The organism is Ihubacter massiliensis, from assembly GCF_024125305.1.
In the GTDB taxonomy this organism is placed as follows: Bacteria; Bacillota; Clostridia; order Peptostreptococcales; family Anaerovoracaceae; genus Hominibacterium; species Hominibacterium faecale.
Genome location: NZ_JAMXVH010000001.1, coordinates 3,369,103 through 3,391,387, shown reverse-complemented (window position 1 = coordinate 3,391,387; position 22,285 = coordinate 3,369,103). Strand labels below are relative to the sequence as shown.

Annotated in this window: 17 protein-coding genes; 6 read left to right on the top strand and 11 right to left on the bottom strand. The window is 46.3% G+C overall.

The window, feature by feature from the left end:
• Positions 1-15: 15 nt before the first annotated feature.
• The 3 genes from NIA71_RS15625 to NIA71_RS15615 all read left to right on the top strand — a co-directional run bounded on the left by NIA71_RS15625 (position 16) and on the right by NIA71_RS15615 (position 3,211).
• Positions 16-1,053, top strand: a complete 1,038-nt coding sequence (locus NIA71_RS15625; RefSeq protein WP_253020910.1) for a DUF3089 domain-containing protein — start codon at positions 16-18, stop codon at positions 1,051-1,053.
• A 97-nt stretch (positions 1,054-1,150) separates the two neighbouring features.
• Positions 1,151-1,657 (top strand): HdeD family acid-resistance protein, encoded by a 507-nt coding sequence (locus NIA71_RS15620; RefSeq protein WP_227755464.1) that lies wholly within the window; start codon positions 1,151-1,153, stop codon positions 1,655-1,657.
• Between the two features lie 576 nt (positions 1,658-2,233).
• The gene (locus tag NIA71_RS15615; protein ID WP_253020909.1) at positions 2,234-3,211 is read left to right on the top strand and encodes a hypothetical protein; all 978 of its coding nucleotides are present in this window, start codon (positions 2,234-2,236) and stop codon (positions 3,209-3,211) included.
• Positions 3,212-3,359: 148 nt separating this feature from the next.
• On the opposite strand, the gene NIA71_RS15610 is transcribed toward NIA71_RS15615, so the two are convergent.
• Complete coding sequence (locus NIA71_RS15610) at positions 3,360-5,594, bottom strand: M28 family peptidase (protein ID WP_253020908.1); 2,235 nt, start codon at positions 5,592-5,594, stop codon at positions 3,360-3,362.
• A gap of 282 nt (positions 5,595-5,876) precedes the next feature.
• On the opposite strand from NIA71_RS15610, the gene NIA71_RS15605 reads away from it, so the two are divergent.
• Both NIA71_RS15605 and NIA71_RS15600 read left to right on the top strand, forming a co-directional pair.
• The gene (locus tag NIA71_RS15605; protein WP_253020907.1) at positions 5,877-7,616 is read left to right on the top strand and encodes a sensor histidine kinase; all 1,740 of its coding nucleotides are present in this window, start codon (positions 5,877-5,879) and stop codon (positions 7,614-7,616) included.
• A gap of 34 nt (positions 7,617-7,650) precedes the next feature.
• Positions 7,651-8,400 (top strand): Na-translocating system protein MpsC family protein, encoded by a 750-nt coding sequence (locus NIA71_RS15600; protein ID WP_253020906.1) that lies wholly within the window; start codon positions 7,651-7,653, stop codon positions 8,398-8,400.
• Between the two features lie 145 nt (positions 8,401-8,545).
• On the opposite strand, the gene NIA71_RS15595 is transcribed toward NIA71_RS15600, so the two are convergent.
• The 7 genes from NIA71_RS15595 to NIA71_RS15565 all read right to left on the bottom strand — a co-directional run bounded on the left by NIA71_RS15595 (position 8,546) and on the right by NIA71_RS15565 (position 17,968).
• Positions 8,546-8,695, bottom strand: a complete 150-nt coding sequence (locus NIA71_RS15595; RefSeq protein ID WP_253020905.1) for a TRIC cation channel family protein — start codon at positions 8,693-8,695, stop codon at positions 8,546-8,548.
• A gap of 16 nt (positions 8,696-8,711) precedes the next feature.
• A complete protein-coding gene (locus NIA71_RS15590) occupies positions 8,712-10,091 on the bottom strand; it encodes an aminopeptidase (RefSeq protein WP_253020904.1) in 1,380 nt (459 codons plus the stop codon).
• A 3-nt stretch (positions 10,092-10,094) separates the two neighbouring features.
• Positions 10,095-11,216, bottom strand: coding sequence for a P1 family peptidase (locus NIA71_RS15585; protein WP_253020903.1), 1,122 nt, complete (start codon positions 11,214-11,216; stop codon positions 10,095-10,097).
• 63 nt (positions 11,217-11,279) lie between these two features.
• Positions 11,280-12,719, bottom strand: coding sequence for an MFS transporter (locus NIA71_RS15580; RefSeq protein ID WP_253020902.1), 1,440 nt, complete (start codon positions 12,717-12,719; stop codon positions 11,280-11,282).
• A gap of 247 nt (positions 12,720-12,966) precedes the next feature.
• On the bottom strand, positions 12,967-14,361 hold the full coding sequence (locus NIA71_RS15575) for a sigma-54 interaction domain-containing protein (RefSeq protein ID WP_253020901.1): 1,395 nt from the start codon (positions 14,359-14,361) through the stop codon (positions 12,967-12,969).
• Between the two features lie 511 nt (positions 14,362-14,872).
• Positions 14,873-16,579, bottom strand: coding sequence for an amidohydrolase (locus NIA71_RS15570; protein WP_253020900.1), 1,707 nt, complete (start codon positions 16,577-16,579; stop codon positions 14,873-14,875).
• 24 nt (positions 16,580-16,603) lie between these two features.
• The gene (locus NIA71_RS15565; RefSeq protein WP_148397421.1) at positions 16,604-17,968 is read right to left on the bottom strand and encodes an APC family permease; all 1,365 of its coding nucleotides are present in this window, start codon (positions 17,966-17,968) and stop codon (positions 16,604-16,606) included.
• A 150-nt stretch (positions 17,969-18,118) separates the two neighbouring features.
• Here NIA71_RS15565 and NIA71_RS15560 point away from each other — a divergent pair, with 150 nt between their 5' ends.
• Positions 18,119-19,114, top strand: coding sequence for a helix-turn-helix transcriptional regulator (locus NIA71_RS15560; protein ID WP_227755471.1), 996 nt, complete (start codon positions 18,119-18,121; stop codon positions 19,112-19,114).
• 308 nt (positions 19,115-19,422) lie between these two features.
• Here NIA71_RS15560 and NIA71_RS15555 read toward each other — a convergent pair whose 3' ends face one another.
• From NIA71_RS15555 to NIA71_RS15545, 3 genes are all read right to left on the bottom strand, one after another.
• Entirely contained in the window at positions 19,423-20,691 is a 1,269-nt protein-coding gene (locus NIA71_RS15555; RefSeq protein WP_253020899.1) for a RidA family protein, read from the bottom strand.
• A gap of 141 nt (positions 20,692-20,832) precedes the next feature.
• Positions 20,833-21,450, bottom strand: coding sequence for a flavodoxin family protein (locus NIA71_RS15550; RefSeq protein ID WP_253020898.1), 618 nt, complete (start codon positions 21,448-21,450; stop codon positions 20,833-20,835).
• Between the two features lie 60 nt (positions 21,451-21,510).
• Positions 21,511-22,281 carry an SDR family NAD(P)-dependent oxidoreductase gene (locus tag NIA71_RS15545; RefSeq protein ID WP_148397424.1) on the bottom strand — a complete coding sequence of 257 codons (771 nt, stop codon included), beginning with the start codon at positions 22,279-22,281 and terminating at the stop codon, positions 21,511-21,513.
• Between the last annotated feature and the right edge of the window lie 4 nt (positions 22,282-22,285).

Here is a 22,285-nt window from a genome sequence, read left to right as displayed (position 1 = left end):
TACAAGGAGGTTTTTATGAAAACATTTAAGCGATGCTATTGTGCCCTGTGCATCCTTCTGATTGCGGCAGTTTTCTCCGCATGTGAGGGCCCAACGGACAGCGTAAGCGTCCCGGTGGCCGGCGATGATATTACGGCATCGGACTATAGCCAAAACGATAATTGGATGATGCTCCCAAAAGAGAGTGACAAGCCGGTGGATGTATTTTACCTTTATCCTACGGCCTGGGGCATGGAGGATGAAGAGGATAACCCGATCTGCACCATCGACTATGAACCCATGAGAAAACGGGCACAGGCCATTGCGGCCGGACAGGCGACCGCATTTGAAACTGTGGGAAACATTTACGCACCGTATTATCGCCAGATCGATGCGGCTTATTTGCTCTCCAAGCCGATCAGCGAGCAGCCCCAATATACGGATGGGGTCCCGGGAACAGATGCATTGGCGGCTTTTGACTATTATATGAAGCATTATAACAAGGGAAGGCCTTTTATTCTTGCAGGCCATTCCCAGGGCTCCGTAATGACAAAACTCATTCTGTTCCAATACTTAAAAGAACACCCCCAGGCTGCCCGGAGGATGGTCGCTGCCTATGTAATCGGATATTCTGTGACAGAGGAGGAGCTAAAGGAAAATCCCCATGTAAAATTTGCGGAAAGCGCAAACGATACCGGAGTCATCGTTTCTTACAACACAGAGGCGCCGAAGGTAGATGGTAAAAATAACACGGTGCTGGACGGCTCGGTTGCCATCAATCCGATCAGTTGGACCCGCAGCGGCAGGACTGCGCCCAAAGAGGATAATCTGGGCGCTTATATGCCCCAGGAAGACGGTAGCTATAAAAAAGTGGCGGCCCTTGTGGATGCTGCGGTGGATTTGGACCGGGGGACCGTAATTTGTACTACGGTTGATCCGAAAGAGTATGCAAATCCCAACAAAGCGTTCTTTCCTCTTGGGGTTTATCATAGCAAAGACTATGCTTTTTATTACTACAATTTAAGGGAGAATGCAGAAAATCGCACGGCAAAGTTTTTAGCGGGTGCAAATTAGAGCAAGAAGGGCAAACGCAGAGTTTGCAAGAGATTTGCCGCTAGTGCGATCGAAGATACGTTATCTGCAATTTTTTCAGTTTATGAGGAGGTCTATTTTGAAAGTTATAACAATTATTTTAGGAGTACTAACCACACTGCTGGGTATCTTTTGCGTTTTTCGTCCGGGGGTTGCAGCTTTGAGCCTGGCCTGGCTGCTGGGGATTATCCTGATCCTGGCGGGGTTCAACATCGTAACAAATTATTTCGGGAAAAAAATCGGCTCCGGCTGGGATGCGTTCTTTGGAATTCTTTCCATCGTAGGCGGGATTATCTTGATTTGTAATTATTATGGGCGCTTTTTTGCGGACACGATCATTATTTATTTCATCATGGCTTTTGTCCTGGTTTCCGGTATTACCCGTGCGGCTGGCGCCTGGAAGCTGAAGAAGAGCGGCGAGTCCTGGGTGCTGGGCATGGTCTTTGGCGTTATCTCCATTCTTGTGGCGGTGGCTGCTATGTTCCATCCGCTGATGGGCGTGGCGCTGGTTGGCTATATGGTGGCCTTTACCATCGTGATGCAGGGCATCAATACCCTTAGCCTTGGCATGTCGCTGAAAAAATAAGAGAAAACGGATCTGAAAATCCCCTTGAATTTCATTTCTTGTTTTTGTATAATAAAAGCAAGAAAGGCGGAACCGCTGAAAACGGTTAGCCTTGAATACAGTTAAAAGTAACCGTAATCCTGGGCTGCGAGAACGGTTACTTTTTTATGTACTCGATCAGAATACCTACCACGATACCCACAAAAATGAGCATAAGTGACAAGATTTCAAAATCCGACATAAAGGTTGCCCTCCCTTCCAAGAGTTCCACAGAGTGGACGTTCATGTAGTTCGGGTAACTTTCCTTCTTTTGAAGGTTAACCGCTTTCGCCGCCTTTGCTTGCTTTTGTCTATTATATCCAGATTTGGCTATAATTTCAATATTTTTACAGCAATATTTTTGCAAAATATCTTGTTGTCTTTATTGATTATTGTGGATGCGCTCAATGGATACCATCCTTCCTGGAGGCTCCGTCTGTCCTCGAACTTATCCCGATTTCTCTGTTTCCATTGACAATACAAATCTTTGTCGGCATTATATATGAAAAAGATGTTAGTTTGTATTTTTTGTGGTGAAGCAGGAAAGGAATTGGGGCAATGAAAGTACAGGAATTAAGGCAGCTGTTGATTTCTGCGGACAGAAATTTACTGGAGAAAGCATTTGTAGAAAGCTACAAGCAATTTTCCAAGGGGCAGAAGGAGGATGTCGATTCTCTGATACGCGATGTATTGGAAGGCAAGGATGTGAAGAAAACAGCGAAAAATACAATTATCAGTTTTCAAGACTTAGAACAGCAGATCACCTTGTTTATCGAAAATGCTCGCGCGCAGAATTATCTCGCTCCCAACCGAATCATTCCCAAACACCAGCGGCCCAAATGGCGTTTTTTAGTAAAACAATACATCAAAGAGCTGGAAAAAATCCCGACAGAAAGCGAGCATTATTTCAAATCAGTAAGCTTATTAACGGATCTGTATTCCCTAATATGTGAAGCCTGTAATTACTATTTATTTTCAACGGACGACCCTTTTCGTTCCATCGGATGGGCTCAGCCGGATTTCTTTCAATTAGTGGTAAAACGGACTTTTGCCGCTGGATATTCAAAAGAAACCATCTCCGCATTGCTTTTATCCGCTGCTACTGGAGGATTAAGCAGGGAGTCGCTGCACCTGAATCAGGAGCTGGTGCTCCTGCAGGAATTAAAGACAAGCGATGTGAAATATATGGCCATGGAAGAGGCAATGAAACTGGTGGCTGAAAAAAGTGCCAAGCTGGACCATCTTGGAAAATACGATAATCAAAGATATGATCTGGAAGATAGCGTAAATGAGCTCTGCGCAATGGTCTTGCTCATCGCAATTGCTTTGGCGGAACCGGAAGACGGGATCAAATACTATTTTAAAAACTGCCGGGAACAGGATAAGGAAATTACCCTCTACCGCGCTCTTGACTTGGTGGATTGCATGGGCGAAGATAAATTATGGCTATCTGTTTACGAATACGGCCTCAAGAAAAAAATAAAGCCGCGGGAGTACCTGGCCAGAGAGTACCAGGAACGGAAAAGTAAGAAGTAAGAGGAATTGCGAAGAAATTTGCGGTGACAAGGTGCCAGACGAAGCTTTATGTTCCCTCACTGATACAAAACCCCTAACCCGGATTTGAATTATCATTTCCAGGAAAGGGGCTTTTATTTTCAGGCGCAGGACTATTTACACAGCTGTCTTAAAGCATGCTCTCCAATTGGCCCATTGCCTCAGTTTCGCTATTTACATACTTTTGCAGCTCTTTCTTGAGAATGTCCATATATCCCTTATATTCATCCACAAATTTTCTGTATTCCGCGGCATCGGTGACGCCCTTGTTCCACTGGGCGTACATATTCTTTGTGGTTTTCCATGAATCTTTTATTGCGAGGGTCATTTTACCGCTTCCCCAATTGCTTTTGACCTTATCATTCATCAGCAAGCTATTGGACAAAGCGCATACTTCATCGCTGAACAGATAAGCATAATTCTCATAGTAACCGTTGATTGCGGCGGCCAGCCATACATCCTCTTCCGTAATCTTACCGTCGCTCAAGGCTTCCACCACATCGCCGTACAGATCGAGATTATTCTGCAAGCCTTTATGGTGCAGCTCCACATCACCGTAATCGGCCAGCCCCATAAATTCATCCTGCACATACTTAAAGGCCGTGAGGGACTTCTTATTATGCTCAACGCCCTGGGCTCTTGCGGCTTTCATAGCATCTTCGTCCTCCGCCTTGTACGCGGCCTCGTAGTCAGCGTTGATGCTCTTGGCCTTTTCAAGGTTCTTTGCAGCCGCTTCACGTAAATCCGTCAGCGCTTTTTTATAAGTTTCTACCGATTCTTTTGTCGCGTATTTTTCAGTGTCCTTTACGGCAGCTTCAAAATCATCGCACCGACTGTTGAGATCCAGCTCCAACGCAGGGCTGCCGTCGATATACATGGCCAGCGCTGAATACAGTGAAAGCTGATATTCTAACAATTCCTTGCTATGTACGCCGTCTTTTTTCGTATCTTCCACATTATTGTCGTCTTTTGGCGTATGGTAGCGGTTCTGGGTCCATTCGGTCCGGTCCTCCTGCCTTGGCATGAATACAGGTACGCCCTGGAACTGATAGGAGATGCCGTCTGTTCTCGGAATTTCCTGATCGTCATTTTTCACAACAACCCCGTCTTCATAGAAGGACTTCACGCCGGACAATAAATCCGAGGACAGCAAATTCTTTCCGATTTCCCCTGCTTCATAAGTGGTCCGCATAACGCCGTTCTTGTTAAAGCTGTCTACGCTGGGCATTTCAAAGTTGATCAGAGCCAGCGTACTTCCCTGCCACTCGGGATGAGCGGTGGTGATCATTTCCCACGATCCGATGGCCCAGTCGGTGGAAGTATCGAATCTTCCCCATTCCTCCGCGGCATGGGCGATAAATACAATGTCATTGGCTGGTTTATATGCGGAGTCGATGATGGCTTTTGCAATGCCGGCCGTAAGTCCGACGGCAGTGCAGTCATCCTCAAATCCGTTGAAATATTTGTCATAATGGCCGGCGACGATGATTCTCTGTCCCGTGTTCTCCGTACCCTTGATCGTGCCGACTACATTGTAGCTAGTGCCATTTTGACTTCCCACTTCATTGTCCACATAAAGCTTGGCAGCAATATCTTTTCCTGACTTTATGATCTCCTGGACTTTTTTCGCATCGTTCTTGGTGATCGATGTACAAGGGAGCTTCATGTCCGGAGCACAGATATCCTGCATATTCAGGGTATCGTCATTGTACTTGGCATATCCGTCTATGGGATAACTGATAATAGCTGCGGCCTTTTGTACGGCAGCCTCCATGTACGGTCCGTCGATCCAGACTTCATTCCATTGGTCCACGCCTACAAGAACAATTTTTCCTTCCATGTTCTCGCAATTATTTGCTTTATAATATTTTCGATAATCGGCTTCCGTACCCATGCCCATATCTACGATATCCAGGTTGGTGTAATCGCCGCCCAACTGCTTTGTACCCTGCGCCGCGTAGGATACCATATTGTCCAGCTTGAACGTCTTCTTTTTTCCGTCCTGATCCGTGTAATTGACGGTCATGTAGGCTTCATTGAACTGCCATTTGTCAACGGTTACCGCTTCTTTTTTCACATCCGAAAGCCCGATTTTTTCAAACTCTTTCGCCAGATAATCAGCGGCCCTGTGCTCCGCGTCGGATCCGGCGGTTCGGAAACCAGTGGAATCATCGGCCAGTTTCTCGTCGTACGCCAGCTTATAGGCGACAGCCTCGGCTTTGTCCGTTGCCTCGCTTGTGAATTCGAGCATTTTGTCGACGTCCTTGGACATGGACAAGTCTCCCGACGAGGAACAGGATGTTCCAAACATCAGGACCAGCGCGATGAGAAGCGCAAGTGATATGCAGGTTAATCGTTTCTTCATTTTCTCCCTCCTTATAAAATAACAAAAAAAGACCAATGCAAATAAATGCATTGATCCATAAAAAGCAATGTAATGATACTTTCTTTTTAGTCTCTCAATTTTCTTCTTTAAAATCTTAAGATATCGTCTCCTGCGCCCGCAGTCTACTCTATCCCATGGCAAAATTATAGAATATATCATCCACTTTGTCAACGGCGTCTTGACAATTGATCTGTTGTGCACTATACTCCCTTACATTCCGATCAATCCTTTATTCCGCATAATTGTGAATGGTGTACGCTTATGAAAAAAATATTCAAACGTGTGGTTATTTTAATTATCCTGGGGGCCCTCTTAATCGCTCTTCCCATTGAAATCATAGGGCTGATTCGCAATCAAAACGCCTTTGAGAAAGAAGCAAAAGACAAGATCGAATACGCTACAAAAAGCGCGGGCACGGATCTTGATGTGGTGATCAACAGCATGTCCAGTCTGGTAAATATGATGCAGTCCATTGTGCAGGTGACCTTTTCCCATGAAAATTATATCGATGATTACGATACGTTTCTGCGCCTCAAACATCAGGCCGGCGATATTCTCAAACAGTCCCTTTCCAACACCGAACATCTTTCGGGACTATATGTTACCTTTTCACCCCAGCTTCACTCCAGCATGGAAGAGGTGTGGTACGCCTACAAAGACGGCAGGGTCGTCCCCATTGACGCGCGGATGTATGCTCCCAGCTGGCTTGTAGAGGGGAATCCCAGAGTGAATTATTATTTTGACGCAATCAAAAACGGTGACTATTGGGGCGCGCCTGATTATGAATCCTCCCTCGACGAATATATGCTGACCCACACCAAATCCGTATATGATTCCGACGGAAATCTGATCGGCATCGTCGGCTCCGATATGCTGATGTCCGAGGTGGATGATATTCTCAAAGCGATTAAACTGTACAGCGACAGCCAGATCATCCTTTTCGATGCCAAGCTGAATTTCTGTGCATCCAGCGACAATGTAAAAAATCCCGCAAAGTTTTATGCTCCCCTCGTTTCCCAGATCGCTTCTTTGGGCGCCGATCAAGAGCCGGTCTGGTATACTTCTTCGGATGGAAAAAAGCATATTGCCGCATATACGACTTTGAACAACGGGTGGATTTTGGCCACAACGCAGACTGTAGCCACGGTCATGACTCCGGCTACGGAAACCAGGACAACCTTGATGATCACCATGTTCGTGACGGTTTCCATTATCGTCGTAATCGCCATATTACTGATCAAACGATTCTACGGCCCTGTCGTAAAATCGGCGCAGCAAAACGAAATTCTTCTGATCAATCAGTCCAGACAGGCGAAGCTGGGTGAAATGATCGGAAACATCTCCCACCAATGCAAACAGCCCCTGAATAATATCAACATCGACATTTCAAATATGAAGGACGATTACGATGCGGGCGAATTGACGTGGGAGCGTTTTAAGGAATACGAAACAAAAATGCGCGAAAACGTATCCATCATGTCGAGCACCATAACTGATTTTGCTGATTTCTTGAAACCTGACAGGAGGAAAGAACGCTTCTTCATAAAAGACAGCGTGGAGAAAGCCCTTTCGATCATGCGGGAAAAGCTGGTGATCAACGAAATAAACATCATGAATGAGGTGGATCCGGAGCTCACAATTATCAACTACAGAAATGAGTTTATACAATGCATTTTTAACATTCTCGAAAACGCGCGGGATGGAGCCATTTTATCGGAAATAAAACCGAGGATCATAAAAATAGATTCTGATCAAAGGGATACGGCCCAATGGAAAATCATTTCTCTGCGTATTTTCAACAGCGGCGGAGCGATACCAAAAGAAAGCTCTGATAAAATTTTTCTCCCGTACTATTCAACGAAAGAAAAGGACGGGGGCAGCGGAATCGGACTATATCTGGCGAAACAAATCATAGAATCCCATTTCGGCGGCGAGATCGGTTTTCGCAACGAAAAAGCGGGTGTGACCTTTATAATAACGATGAAAGAGAGGAAACAATGATCGTTGGGATTTCAATGGTCATATAAGAAACATCATGGATATTTTAAAAGAGCTGAAAGTGATATACATCGAAGACAACGACAATACGCGGTCCAGCATTGAACGATTTTTAAAAAGACGTTTCGGCAAAGTTTTTCTTGCGGAAAACGCGGAAAAAGGCATTCGTCTGTTTGATCAATTTGATCCGGACATCGCGATTGTGGATATCCTTCTGCCCGGCATGGGCGGTCTTGAAATGATCAAGAAAATCAGAGAAACCAATTCTTCCTGCAAGTTTCTCATTACGTCCACAGTGTCAGACGCTGAGACCATACTGGAAGCTGTTGATCTTGATATTGAAAATTACATTGTAAAACCCATTGATATGGAGGTCTTTGAGGAAAAGCTAAGACGAATCGGCAAATCGATCCTCGAGCAAAAGGCCAGGGCGTCTGCTGCGCAGATTTTTGATTTTGAGAACAAAAAGGAGATCGAAGAGACGATACGAAAGCTGTTCATAAAACTGTTGAAAGAGAAGTCAGGAAAGGGCCCAAGGGACGCGGTCGTCTTTCTGTCAGGCGGCATCATCGAAATTTCCGCCTACGGGATATTCGGCACAATGGAAAAGACGCTGTTAGCGGATATCAAAAACACAGGTCATGTGGAAGAAGGGCGCAGGCTGTTCTACCATGCGATCGAAAGCGACTTGTCCGATATGATCAAAGAGGCGACCGGGGCCCTTATGGAATTGCAGAGCATCAAGGTGGATGCCAGACGGGATCAGGAGATTTCAAGGTTCCGCTGAATTAGGCTCCGCTGATTTCCAAATAAGTCTGCGTCAGCCCTTGCCCATGGACACTCAAAAAAGAAAAAATAGTGTTCGCCAGTAATGAAGGCAAACTCCGGTCATAAAAACACCTCCATAAACTTAAATGAAGGTGTTTTTCCGGCTATTTCTCTAAAACAGATACTCTTCCCAAAGGCCAATTCATTTTCAGGGCTGCCAGGCGTACGGCCAGCGTCTTTTCAATGGCAGCCAGCGCACCGGAAACGGCAAAGGCAACGGTTCCAATGATCTCCATAAGAGAAATAAACTCCATTTAGCAGCCCTCTCCTTTACATCTTTTCCAAAAAAGTTTTGCATCCAAAATAGGTTTCGTAAACATCGGCCTTTGAAACCACTTCCCACGGAGCATGCATGTTCATTACGGCTACGCCGGCATCGATCACGTCCAGATTATAGCTGCTCATTATATAAGCGATGGTTTGGAACATGCCGGTATCCACCTTTCCCTGTTCAGCAGTCTGATAATTGACGCCCGCGGATTCAAAAATCCTGCGCAGCGAGGCAATATATTCCGGATTGGCATCATTGCTATAGATCTTTCCGCCGCTGCCGGTATACTTGCTCAGCACCATGCCATGGCCAAGGATCGCGGTGTTCTTTTTTTCATAAACTTCCGGGTAAAGCGGGTCAAAGGCCGCGCTTACGTCACAGGAGAACATTTTTGAGCGGGCCATGGCTTGCCTTGCTGCAAGGGGTGAAGTATTTCCCATGTACCAGATCAGCTCGGCCACCAGATTTTCCAAATATAAGGAGTGGGCTCCCGTGGCTCCCACATCGCCGATTTCTTCTTTATCAAACAGGACGCAGCAGGCGGTGTGTCGGCTGTGCTCCAGATCGAGGACCGCGGCCAGGGATGTATAGGCGCCGACCCGGTCGTCCTGCCCGTATGCCATGACCATGCTCCGGTCCAGACCGTAGTCCTTTGCCGCGCCGGCGGGAACGATTTCAAGCTCCGCGCTGAAAAAATCCTCTTCCTCTATGTCGTAGGTTTCTTTGAGCAGTTTCAGGATGTTTGATTTGACGGCCTCTTTTTCCGTATCCTTGAGCGGCATGTGTCCGAAGGTGACATCCAGATTTTCCCCTTCCACAACCGTTTCCCCGCTTTTTTTCAACTGTTCTTCCGAAAAATGATACAAAAGATCGCTGATTCCTACGACCGGTTCTCCATCCTCTTCACCGATACGTATTTCCGCTTTGCTGCCGTCTCTGCGTACCACTACCCCGTGGATCGCCAGGGGAAGAGCGGTCCATTGATATTTTTTGATTCCTCCATAATAATGGGTATCCGCCAGTACCAAGCCTCCCTCTTCATACAGGGGATTTGGTTTCAGATCGAGCCGGGGCGAATCAATGTGCGCGCCCAGAATCCGCATCCCCTCTTCCAAAGGTTTTTCTCCTAAGACAAACAGCACAACATTTTTATGGCGATTGATTCCATAAAGCTTATCTCCCGCTTTTAACGGCCGTCCGCTTTTGAACACACCCTGCAAATTCACAAAGCCCTTTTCTTCCGCCAGGCGCACGGCCTCTTTCACACATTCCCGTTCTGTCTTGGCGGAGGAAAGAAACCGCTTGTAACCTTCGTTAAAATCCATGACCTTTCTTAAATCTTCTTCCCTATATTTCTCCCAGGCATTCCTTCGATACATTGTTCATTCTCCTCTATACTTTTTTAAAATACGCACCACTTCATCATGGGGCATGGCGTAAAACTTATTGTGATTGGCGCCTTCCATGGTCTCTGCCGCGCAAAGGGCATTCAAAATCGCTTCCTCCACCGAATCCGCCACAGCTCTGTAGATCGCGTCCATCATATAATCCCCAAGGACTTCTGCGGTGGAAACGTTGTTGGTGTAAGCGTTTTCGTTGGCTGTGGAAAAGGCGACGAAGATATCGCCCGAGCCGTTTTCATATCCGCTGCCCAGCTTGCCGATCCCAATGGGTACGCGTTTGCACATCTTGGAAAGCTGCGTCGGATTCACCGGCGCGTCTGTGGCAAGAACGACGATGATGGAGCCGGTTCCCGGTTTGGGCGCAAAGGTATTGCACACGGGATCGGCCCCCTCGATTTCCTGTCCCATGGGGATTCCATTGACCTCAAACCACATGCGGATGCCGTGGTTCGCCTGCACCAGCGCGCCCACCGTATATCCGCCGAATTCCTTTGGCAGCACTCTTGAGGCGGTCCCTGTCCCGCCTTTGAATTGATGGCATACCATGCCGGTCCCGCCGCCTACGTTCCCTTCCGCGACCGGCCCCGCCTTTGCGTTGTTTAGAGCTTCATATACGTGCTCTTCTTTCACGTGGAACCCATTGATATCATTGAGCAGACCGTCCCAGGTTTCCCCGACGACCGGATAAAAATATCCGCATTCGTCAATTTCTTCCCCCATGAAAACCAGGTGCTGGTAGTAATCGTTTTCCACCATCCACTTGGTGACCGTATCCCGGACGATGCCCACGCTGTTGGTGTTCGTGATCATGATGGGCCCATGGATAAAGCCTGAATCGTCCATCCAGTGGGTGCCGGTTAGTTCTCCATTGCCGTTCAGGTCATGCCGGCCCGCATACACGACGCTCTTTTGCTTCCCCCGGGGCAGGATCGCAGTAACGCCTGTTCTGGCAAAGTTTGAGCCTCTCCCTTTAAAATTATCCGGCTCTCCCTTGATGATGGTGCTGTAGCCCACCTCGACCCCTTCTACGTCCGTTATGGCATTGTTTTTTCCCGGGTCTCCAAAAAAGTTGATTCCTAAATCACGCGCTCTTTTTTTCATTTTAAATTCCTTTCGTCTCTATGATAATTTCTTAGCGGCCCATTGGGCCTTCTTTCCTTACTTCTACAGCAATTCTTTAAATCCATCGGTGCTGTATTCTTTTCCCGCCCTTTTCAGCTTCAATGCCTTTAGCAAAGCGTAGAACCGTTTCTTGGTCATCGGGTATTTGAGGATCGCGAGAATCCCTATGACGATTCCAATGAGCGGTACCAAATTGAATATATTGAAGATCATATGCTTTGCTTCTATGGTCTGTACAGCTAAGGCCGCGTCGTAGCCGCCTTTGGCCAGCAGCATGCCGGTCAGCCATGAAGCGCTGGCCGCGCCAAGTTTTTGGAAAAAGGAGGTCAATGCGCTCAGAGTCCCCTCTTTTCTTGTCCCATTTACAAATTCATCCACTTCGCAAAGATCGTACATCATGGCAAAATACAAGGTCCAGAAAGCGCATGTCCCAAAGGATGATATGGTGAGAAATACGATGTATATCGCGTAATTGCTGACCAAGCGGGTATACATGTCATAGCCCATGATCACTACGATCAGGGCGGTTGCCGCGCTCACGCCCAATGCGATTGCATACGCGTACTTCTTATCAACTTTTTGCGAGAGGATATTAACAACAGGGATCCACCCTAAATTGACAATCGTATAGATGATAAAGGAAAGGGACTGCTTTTCAGCGGAAAAGCCCAATACGTGGTTCATCATGTACATGCTGGAATTACTTACGACCGCCGCTATAAGGGCTACGGAAAAAACGGATAAGAGAAGCCACTTGACCGGCTTGAGTTTAAAGGCTGAGATATAGTTGGTGAAAAAATTCATTTTTGCTTTGTCTTTCACTTCCGACCAGTCGATTTTGTCTTCTTTCCCCCGGGTGAAATTCCAACATACCAGTCCGGCAAGGATGGTGATGGCCATAAACAGCACACCGATAAAATTCCATGCGAAATCGGATGAATAGCCGCTGCCTTGCAGTTTGCTCAAAAGGATCGGCGGCAGGGCCGTGGCCAGCATGGAGGCCAGATACATGAATACGCTGGACCACGCCCGCAGGGAAGTTCTCTCATTGAAGTCCTCGCTCAGCTCGGCGCCAAGGGAGAAGAACGGTATGTCATAGGTGGTAAAGGACGTCCAGAACAGCAGTGCCACAGCAAGGAAATAGAAGAACTGCGCGTTTCCGCCCAGGTCGATGTTGTTGAACAGCAAAAATACAGATATGCCGTATGGTATGGCCCCCGCCAGGATCATGGGCCTCCTTCTTCCGTATTTTGATTTGAGATTGTCCGATATATAGCCAATGATCGGGTCGGTAACGGCATCCCACAGGATCGCGATCAGCGAAATCATCCCCGCAAGCGCCGGGTTCATCCCCGCGAAATCCGTTAGGAAGTACAGGAAAAAGCAATAATAAAGGTTAAAAGATGCTGAGTCCGCCATTTGCCCGACCGCATAGCTCAATTTGGTTTTGACGCCAATTTTTGAAGTTGTTTGGTTCATCATTTGAATATCCTCCTTATAACAACTCAATTGGGCATTAACATCTTTTCGATATCGAAATACGTCTACTGTTTAAACGCTAATATATAAAGCAAGTATTATGCCAATTCAAAGATACTTACTTTTCAATATATTCACACATACAAAAAGACCATGTGTCAAAATATGATACACATAGTCTTAGAAACTCGTTAAAATAAAACCGTTTTCATGCTGTATTATATTTTGACGGTGACAAAATATAATACAATTATTCGATATGGTTCTTTTTCATCTTGTGATACAAATTGCTTCTGGTTACTCCCAGCGCCTGCGCGGCCTTGGATTTGTTCCCGCCATAAAGCTCCAGCGCCCGTTTGATCGCCTGCTTTTCCGCTTCATCTCGAACAGCCTCCAGCGACTTGATCTCGCGGCTGCCATATTCTTTTCTTTTCTCTTGGGGCAGCATTTCCATAATGTCGTCTTCTTCGATCCGATCGCCGCTGCAAAAATATGCGCTCCGGTCGATGACATTGAACAGCTCGCGAATATTTCCCGGCCAGCTGTAATTGTAAAGAATTTTCATAGCGCCTTTGGTGATGCCCTTTATATCCTTATCAATGGTCTTGATCTTATGCTCAGTCAGCAGTCTGATATCCTCTTTTCTCTCCCGCAGCGGAGGTATCCGCAGTTCGATAACGTTTAAGCGATAAAACAAATCCTCACGAAAACGGCCGTCCTTTACCAGCTCCGGCAAATTCTTGTTGGTAGCCGCTATGACCCTCACATCGACCCCGATCTTTTTTCCGCCGATCCGGTCAATTTCTTTTTCCTGCAGCACCCTCAGCAGCTTGGGCTGGATGTGCATGGGCAGCTGGTCTACCTCGTCTAAGAAAATCGTACCTTTGTCAGCCAGCTCAAATTTTCCCGGCCTGCCGCCTTTTTGCGCCCCTGTAAAACTGCCTTCTTCATATCCGAAGAGTTCGGATTCAACGAGATTTTCCGGAATGGCAGCGCAGTTGATTTCGATCATCGGTCCATTCGCTCGTTTGGAAATATGGTGGATTGCATTTGCTGCCAGTTCCTTTCCCGTTCCCGTTTCTCCATTGATCAGAACCGTTGTATCCGCATCCGCGCATATGTAGATCCTCTGTTTCAGCTTTTTAATCGCCTCGCTTTCGCCCAGGATGTCCTGTATCCGATATTTCACATTTCCGCCGCTGTTTACTTTATTAAAAAGCTCTTCGATATCGATTTCAAAGTCCAGATCATGATTTAGGGAGCGTTCCGCGACCATATCCAGGAAGATGCGAATGTACGCGTCATTGGGCAAAACGTCGTAATCGACCGCGCCCAGAAGTTCCCCCTTTTCAACGATGGGATAGATCACCGCCGCTCCCGTGATCCCTACCGTTTGGTAAAAGACAATCTGCGGCTTTGCATCCTTGTCTAAAGCATTGCCGATCTTTGATACGGGATTGATTTTTTGAATGTCTTTGCCGTAGTAATTATCGGCCTCACTCTTGGATACGCCCAGCTGCTGGACTCTTTCTACCATATCTTTTGAAAGAAATCTTACCTTGCCCTGTGCGTCAATCACCACCAGGCCTGAAATATGATCCAGGATCTGCCTGCATTCTGCAAGCGTCAACTTGAAATTACTCATGATACCTCCTGACACAAAGTGTAGATAGGTTTAGTATACCATACTATTCCGACAAGTACACGAAATGATCCGGCATGTTTTGTTTTGTGCAGTGTATTGGCTTCAACAGTTGAAATCCGGTAAATGCTCAAATATATTTGTAATTTTTACGCAAAGTTGTGGGTTTGCGTGGCCTCATTTCGAAAAAAGGCAGCCTGGCAGCTGGTCTAGCTGCTTTGAGGCGATGCAATCGTTGAAAAAAGCGTAAATTTCGAATAAAATTTACGCTTTTTTCCGGACATAAACATCTGTCGCAATAATCGTGATCGTCGTGACCTCTGAATCCTTGAGGGGGGCGGGGTCCAGGTTCCGGGGCCGGGGCTCGAATCCGAAAGTCGAGGGCAGGAGTAAATCATCGCAAACTTAGATCAAAACAAGCTCTATCGATCATTTTACTTTTTACCTTTTATTAATCCGGGCCCGAAGGGCCCGCTTCCTTCGGATCCAGAATAGCAGAGCAGCGCCTGCCAGTTCATTCTCTGCTCACAGACAGGCTGCTTGTAATACAGCGTTTCTCGCCCTCGAAATAGGTACATTCAGCTGTTACCGCAGACATTTGCTCAGCGGAAGTTGTAAAGATATCTCGATTCAGGACCATAAAGTTGGCCAGTTTTCCGGGCTCCAGGGAACCCATTTTATCATCCAGCCTCAGGCGGGCGGCATTATTGATGGTGTAGCCTTTAATCAGTTCCTCCAGCGTGTATTTTGCTCCCTCGGGCGGGCGGGCGCTGCCGGGATATTTTTTCGGGTCCAGGGGAAACACAGGATCAACTCTCGTCATGGCTGCCTGAATGCCGAAGAATGGGTTCGCCCGCACCGCTTCCTGATAGCTGAATACGTCGCTGGAGAATCCCAGATTCCCCCCTGCTGCTGTGAATTCCCGAAAATCATACATGGTATTCCAGCGGTCGATTCCGTGGAATTCCTGCGCCGCTTCGCCAAAGTACCCGCCGGACCAATGGGTGGACCAGTCGATGTAAAGACCCAGCTCTGCGGCCCTTTCGCGGTCATGAGGATGGGTCAGCTCACAGTGGGCGCCTGTCACGCGGATCTTCCAGCCATGGCCGCAGATTTTGCGGGCTTCTTCCAAAGCGTCCACCACATTGCGGAACGCCCCGTCGCAGATGATATGCAGATGGAGATCGATGGCCTCTTCATTGAGCCGCACCATGGCCTTGACCAGGTCCGCTTTATATAAATTGGCATGGCCGCAGTTCTTTCCTTCCGGGTCGTTCTTGAAAGGCTCCAGCGCCAGGCAATCGCCCAATTCATTGGTGCCGTCCACAAACATTTTTACCGTGTTGATATGGACCCGCTCAGTACCGTATTTCGCCTGCCACTGCCGCACGTTTTTAATTGCTTCTTCCAGATCATGGATGGTTCCCGCATGGGAAGCCCCCTCGTAATACATGCCTAACTTCCCTGCTTGATCCAGCTCCGAAAACAGCTTCATCGCCTCGCCGCCTTCTGTGAATCCATCCAGCATGCACATGACGCCGTTTGCCTTGAAGAAATCCAGCAGCGGCTTGATCATTTCTTCGTCCGGAGTATCCGGCGGATACCATCCGATGGCGTCGTAGATTCCCAGATCGCCCTCCGGCCCTCCTTCCAGGCACCAGCCCGTGTATTCTCCATTTTCATCTTTCACGAACTGCGCCTCGCCGACAGGTGATTTGCTGTGGGGGATGCCGTTTTCGTCTTTCAGCATTTCCAGGGCCATGGAGTTGAACCAGCATGCATGGTCTGTAAAATCCTGTATTCTTGCCGGCCGGTCGGAAACGATTTGGTCCAGCTCCTCTTTTCTCGGCCCTTTCGGCCCGAAGGTTTCCGCAAAATAATTTTCGCAGAAAAGGAACGGCCTTTCCTCTTTCGGATACTGTTTCGCGTATTTTTGAATATTTGCCAGCAGCTCATCCTTGTCGTGGGTCAGCGGCATCCGCACCCGATAAAAGGTCTTGGCCACTGTGGTAGGATGGGTATGTCCGTCCAGGAAACCCGGCAAAATGGTCTTACCTTCCAAATCGATCATTTCCGTGTCTGCATCTGCCACCGCCCTCGCCTCTTCATTGCTGCCCGCGAAAGCAATCTTCCTTCCGGAAATCGCCAGAGCCTCGGCCCAAGGCGTCTCCTGAACGGATGTGTAAATCTTTCCGTTAAATAGTACTTTATCAATTTTCATAATTGGAGTCACCTCACTCTTTCTTTATTCAAGTTCCATTTCCGGCGGAAGTTTTCTGAATCCTTTTGTCTGGATCGCCAAAACAAGGACTCCGATCGCCAGCCATATGAGACCTACTGTTTTTGCCGTATTGGACATGTTAATCCATAAGACGGCACATATAATGGTAGCAACGATTGGCATTATGCCATGCATGAAAATCGACTTTCCTCTCCGTTCCTTCTTTCTGATAAGGAAGTACACTGGTACGGAAACGTTAACGAGAAGAAATCCAGTTACCGCGCCAAAGCTGATCAGTTCCGCTCCGGCCATAATGTTGTCTGCAAATACGATTCCCAGCAAACCAATGATGGCAACGATGATGAGGTTATAAACCGGAACGCCATATTTATTGAGCCTGCCGAATAATTTCTTTGGCAGAATATTATCCCGGCCCATGTTGTACATAATTCGTGTGACTGCCGCCTGACCTGATAAGGCGCACGCGATGCTGCCGATGTTATCGATGATCAGGAAGGCGATATCCATATGGGGGATGAGCGTAATCTTTGCCAGCAGTTGAAAGATCCCGGCGTCCGGATCGGACATCTGCTGCCAGCCTACCGGCCACATAACCTGTGCAATGTATGCGATAAGGGTAAAAATAATTCCAGCCCCCAGACAAACGAGAACAATGGCCTTGGGAATATCTTTTTTGGGATTTTTCGCTTCTTCGGATAATGTGGAAACTGCGTCAAATCCCAGGAAAGATACACAGAGAATCGCAGCCGGGTATAAGACCAGTCTGAACTGGAAAACCTCCGGGTTGTAAAACGCGGTGCCATCGATGAGTCCGTTGGAAGTACCGTCGATACCGCCTTTTGCAATGGTTATGATACCCACAACCACAAACAGCGCCATCATTAGCAGAGCTGCTCCTACAATAATATTGTCCGCCTTTGCCGTATTGCTGATGCCAAACACGTTGACAAGAAAGCAGAGTGTGACCAGCACGATAATCCAAACCGCCACGGGCACGGCAGGGATATACGTATTCATATAAACCCCGACTAGCAGAAAGCACACCATCGGCAGCAGCAGATAATCAAGCAGCATCACCCATCCAGCTACAAATCCCATATGAGGGTTCAGGGATTGCTGTACATATACATACGCTGACCCGGATTTTTGGAATACTTTGGACATGCTTGCATAGCTGAATGCCGTGAAAAACATTGCGATTGCAGTACACAGCATTACTGTGGTATACATCCCATTTGAAGCCACTGACATGGGTCCATAATAATTGAATACAACGGTGGGCGCCAAATAGGCCAAGCCGAAACAGATCAAAGAGCCTAATCCTAATACCTTTTTAAATTCACCATTTGTTTGTGCTTTCTCAGCCATAACGTACCTCCTGTAAAAGTTTCAGATAAAAATTATACGGAATCCGTTTTGATAAATTCAGTATAATGATTATTTTCTGACATTTATATGGACTTTTTGTTGAACTTAACATATAATTATCAACAAATATGTCTATATTCGGAGGGTTCTATGCACACCGCAAATACTGTTCCAGATTTCATAAAAGATACACCTGTCGCGATTTCCATTTATTCAATCACTCAGGAAGCTTGTCACTACCACGAAGGATTTTTGGAGATCATCTACTGTTTTAAGGGAAATGCGGTTATCCATATCGCATATGAAGATATTCCCCTGACCGACGGCGATATTATTTCCTGCGATCCTCATGACATCCACTCTTTACAGTCCTCGGAAAATAATTTATTCGTTTCCTTCTATTTTGACCTGCGCCATCCGATTTTCAACAATCCTGATCTGCCCTATATGTTCTTTGTATGCGAACGGTATGTTCTTAGAAAGGAGAAGCAGGATGAGATGCAGAATTTGAAGCATCTTCTGCTGACAATGCTTTATTTTTACTGTTTTCCCCACGAAAAAGTCTCCCAGAGGGAGACCTTTTGCAATCTGGCTCTGAAAATCATGGATATTATGCTGGAGCATTTTCATTTTTTCAATTATGTGGCAAACACGTTGGACTATTCCCAGGAGGCAAAGCAAAGATATGAGAAAGTGATGGTTCTTACAAACCAGCGTTATTCAGAAAAGCTTACGATTACAAAGATCGGGGCCCAGCTCCATCTGAATTCCAATTATCTGTCCCACTTTTTTAAAAAGACCTCGTTCGTCGGTTACTCCTCTTATCTGAACTTCGTGCGAATCTATCATTCAGAAGTGCTTTTGCTCGACTCCATCCGCAACATTTCTGACATCTCCTACACGGTCGGTTATTCGGATCCGAAGTTTTATTACCGCAGCTTCAAAAAATGGTATGGCTGTACCCCGCTGCAGCATCGGACATTTTTTAAAAAAATAGAGGAGCGGTCACAAGAAAATCAATTTTATGACCCCAAGGAAATATCGGCACAGCTGGAGCATTATATTTCCTACTACTTTGCGACGCTGCATATCCCCGAATTTTGGAACGTTCCGTTCGTTCTCTTCAGAAATGTGCCGCTGGTTTGACTTCTCCGACCAATGCGCTGCTGTTATAAAATGTACACGTCCCCTCTGTGCATCGATAAAATGAAGTGATAAGTGGAGAATCGAAGAATTCTTCCATATTATGAAGTCTCAATTGGATGCCAGACCAGTCTCTCTGCAGAAAAAGTTAAAAAAGCATAGAATCTCTTTAAGTCAAAGCTTCCTTATCATGCACTTAAATCAATCCACCTGTTTCTGTTTTTTTAAAGAAAAAACCCCTTAAAACTTTCATAATTATCAGTTTCAAGGGGCTCGCTATCGAGAAGAGGAATAATATCCCCCTATTCCTGTTAAACGATTGGAGGAGTACCTTCCGCGTTTCCTGCGATCGCGTCGATCTGGATCAACGCGTCCTTTGGCAACGCGGATACTCCGACGACTCTCCGTGCAGGAACACCGTCTGGGAAGAATGTTTTATAAACTTCATCTACTGCCTCAATATCCGCGATATTTTTCAGGAAGATATTTACTTTCACGATATCCTCCATAACATGGTCAACGCTTTCAATGATCTCCTTAATATTTTTTAAGCACTGGGAGGCCTGCTCTTTCACACCGCCCGCTACTAGTTCACCGGTTTTTGCGTCGATCGGCAACTGCGCTGAAATATTATTGTAATGAGAGAAGGCTACCGTCTGCGTAGACAGAGGATCGACTGACACCTTGTCCGTATTGTTAGCTTCAACGATCAGGCCATGTCTGTCTTCAATTGCCTGTGGAGGCGTCCCATCTCCGTGTGACACCACTGCTTCAATCTGTACGAAGGCATCCATCGGTAAGGCTGCAGCTGCAATGACTGTCCGCGCAGGAACATAGGCTGCGGCCCTAGCGATCGCTGAATCTGGAAAAAAGGTTTTATAAACTTGGTTTACAGCTTCAAGATCTGAGAGATCCTTAAGGAAGATATTCACTTTCACAATATCATCAAAAGGAACCTCGATACTTTCCAAAATCGCCTTTATATTCTTTAAGCACTGACAAGCCTGTCCTTTTACATCACTTGCTGTCACCCTTCCCGTTTTTGGGTCGATCGGTAATTGCGCTGATAGGTTATTGTAATGGGAAAAAGCTACTGTCTGCGAAGAGAGAGGACAAATTGGCGCATTTGCCGTGGTATTGGTAAGCTTGATCAGGTCGCCTGCCTGCGGTGCGTTTGGAATGGTACCCTCGCCATTTGAAACAAGTGCTTCAACCTGTACCAAAGCATCCATAGGCAAGTCAGAAACTGCAGCCATTGTTAATGAAGGAAGGTAACTCGTAAAGTAAGTTTTATAAACTTCGGTCACTGCGTCAATATCCTTGATTTCCTTAATAAATATGGTAATTCTAACAATATCGCTCATTACATGGTCAATGCTTTCTACAATAGCCTTGATGTTTTTAAAACATTGCCGGGCCTGCTCTTTTATACCACCTGCTACCAAATTCCCAGATTTGGGATCGATCGGTAATTGCGCTGATAGGTTGTTATAATGAGAAAAGGCTACAGTTTGCGAATACAGGGGACTTTTGGGCGCGTTTTCTGTATTTCTTGCTAACACAACATTATTGCCGCTCATAATTGTATACTCCTTTTGAATAAATGAATTAAAATATAAATGATTACTTTTAGAATGCCTCATTTACTCAAAAATTATTAATGATCCAAAGGTCGGATTCTTTCGGCGCATTTATCATTTCTTTGAACATAAAAAACTGGACTAATCTCTAATAAAACTGGTCTCTATGTACTCCTCCTCTGATGGCATTTTTATATTCGATCCATGCATTGTCTTAATGAGCCACGCCATATTCCTGCCTAGTATCCGCATCGTCTGCATCCCCTCAGCATCCTGCATGACTTCATCCGGCGTTATTCCATGAACTCCATTCCAGCAGTTTTGAGAAGTTACGATTGGCATATTGTTATATGCGAAGAATTTATTGAGTCTGTCAAAAGCAGCAGTTGAACCGGATCGACGACAGCTTACAACCGCGGCTGCCGGTTTTCCTTTTAAAACATCGCTGTTTGCAAAAAACATTCGTTCTAACAAAGAACATATTGCTCCTGTAGGGCCGGCAAAATAAACCGGCGATCCAACAATAATGCCGACGGATTGTTCTGCGAGTGCCAGCATATTATTACAAATATCATCATGGACGCACCTTCCTGTCTCCTCACATCCAAAACACGCGGAGCAGCTGTAAACCGGCTCACGACCTATGTGGACAATGTTCGCATCGACGCCCATCTCCTCCAAACCTTTTTTACATTGAAGCAAAGCGGTATATGTACAACCCTTTTCATTCGGGCTGCCGTTAATCATCATTACTTTCATATTCTCCCTCTCATTCCTGACGTTTATCTGCTTAAAAATTACCGATCATGGGAAGCGGCATCAGCCGAATTTCATTTCAATCGATGCTCCGCCATCAACGACAATTGCTTGTCCCGTAATGTAGGATGCTTTTTCTGACGCAAGGAACACAGCGAGTCCTGCGACTTCATCCGGGTGGCCATTTCGGTTCATAGGCGTTTTCAGTCCTGCTTCATATGCATCTTCTTCCTGGGACGCCGACGAGATATAGCCGGGCAATATGTTATTGATCGTAATATTGTCTTTTGCCGCTTCTATGGCGATGGAACGGCTCATGCCGACAATTCCCGCTTTGCTGGCCGCATACGCGGAATCACCTTCCGCACCTAACACAGGCCCAATTACAGAGGAAATGTTAATAATCCTCCCCGCCTTCTGTTTTTTCATATTTGGAAGTATTGTTTTCGTCATATTAAAGGTCGTCATGAAATTCCGGTTGAATTTAAGAAACCATTCCTCTTTTTTCGCGTCGACAAAGTCAGGGTATTCTTCCGGACAGCCTTCGATATGCCACCCTGCATTATTTATCAAAACGTCAATCTTCCTATACTTGTCGTATAGTTCCTCCAGCATATTTTGTACCTTTTCTGCATTACATAGGTCACAGGTATATGCAGCGCTCTTCATTCCCAGGCGATTTAAATCATCTGCCCGATCGTATACTTTTTCAACAATATCTGTCAAAATTACGATAGCTCCCAATGCACCAAATTCTTTTGCAATTGCAAATCCGATCCCTCTTTCAGATGCAGCGCCCGAAATAAGGCAAACTTTATTTTTAAAATCCATCATCGTT

Bases quoted from the DNA above. Each gene is read 5' to 3' on its own strand.
- NIA71_RS15610 (WP_253020908.1), bottom strand. From the start codon at position 5,594: ATGAAGAAACGATTAACCTGCATATCACTTGCGCTTCTCATCGCGCTG.
- NIA71_RS15560 (WP_227755471.1), top strand. From the start codon at position 18,119: ATGCACACCGCAAATACTGTTCCAGATTTCATAAAAGATACACCTGTC.
- NIA71_RS15565 (WP_148397421.1), bottom strand. From the start codon at position 17,968: ATGGCTGAGAAAGCACAAACAAATGGTGAATTTAAAAAGGTATTAGGA.
- NIA71_RS15600 (WP_253020906.1), top strand. From the start codon at position 7,651: ATGGATATTTTAAAAGAGCTGAAAGTGATATACATCGAAGACAACGAC.
- NIA71_RS15590 (WP_253020904.1), bottom strand. From the start codon at position 10,091: ATGTATCGAAGGAATGCCTGGGAGAAATATAGGGAAGAAGATTTAAGA.
- NIA71_RS15595 (WP_253020905.1), bottom strand. From the start codon at position 8,695: ATGGAGTTTATTTCTCTTATGGAGATCATTGGAACCGTTGCCTTTGCC.
- NIA71_RS15625 (WP_253020910.1), top strand. From the start codon at position 16: ATGAAAACATTTAAGCGATGCTATTGTGCCCTGTGCATCCTTCTGATT.
- NIA71_RS15550 (WP_253020898.1), bottom strand. From the start codon at position 21,450: ATGAAAGTAATGATGATTAACGGCAGCCCGAATGAAAAGGGTTGTACA.
- NIA71_RS15575 (WP_253020901.1), bottom strand. From the start codon at position 14,361: ATGAGTAATTTCAAGTTGACGCTTGCAGAATGCAGGCAGATCCTGGAT.
- NIA71_RS15605 (WP_253020907.1), top strand. From the start codon at position 5,877: ATGAAAAAAATATTCAAACGTGTGGTTATTTTAATTATCCTGGGGGCC.
- NIA71_RS15545 (WP_148397424.1), bottom strand. From the start codon at position 22,281: ATGATGGATTTTAAAAATAAAGTTTGCCTTATTTCGGGCGCTGCATCT.
- NIA71_RS15585 (WP_253020903.1), bottom strand. From the start codon at position 11,216: ATGAAAAAAAGAGCGCGTGATTTAGGAATCAACTTTTTTGGAGACCCG.
- NIA71_RS15580 (WP_253020902.1), bottom strand. From the start codon at position 12,719: ATGATGAACCAAACAACTTCAAAAATTGGCGTCAAAACCAAATTGAGC.
- NIA71_RS15570 (WP_253020900.1), bottom strand. From the start codon at position 16,579: ATGAAAATTGATAAAGTACTATTTAACGGAAAGATTTACACATCCGTT.
- NIA71_RS15555 (WP_253020899.1), bottom strand. From the start codon at position 20,691: ATGAGCGGCAATAATGTTGTGTTAGCAAGAAATACAGAAAACGCGCCC.
- NIA71_RS15615 (WP_253020909.1), top strand. From the start codon at position 2,234: ATGAAAGTACAGGAATTAAGGCAGCTGTTGATTTCTGCGGACAGAAAT.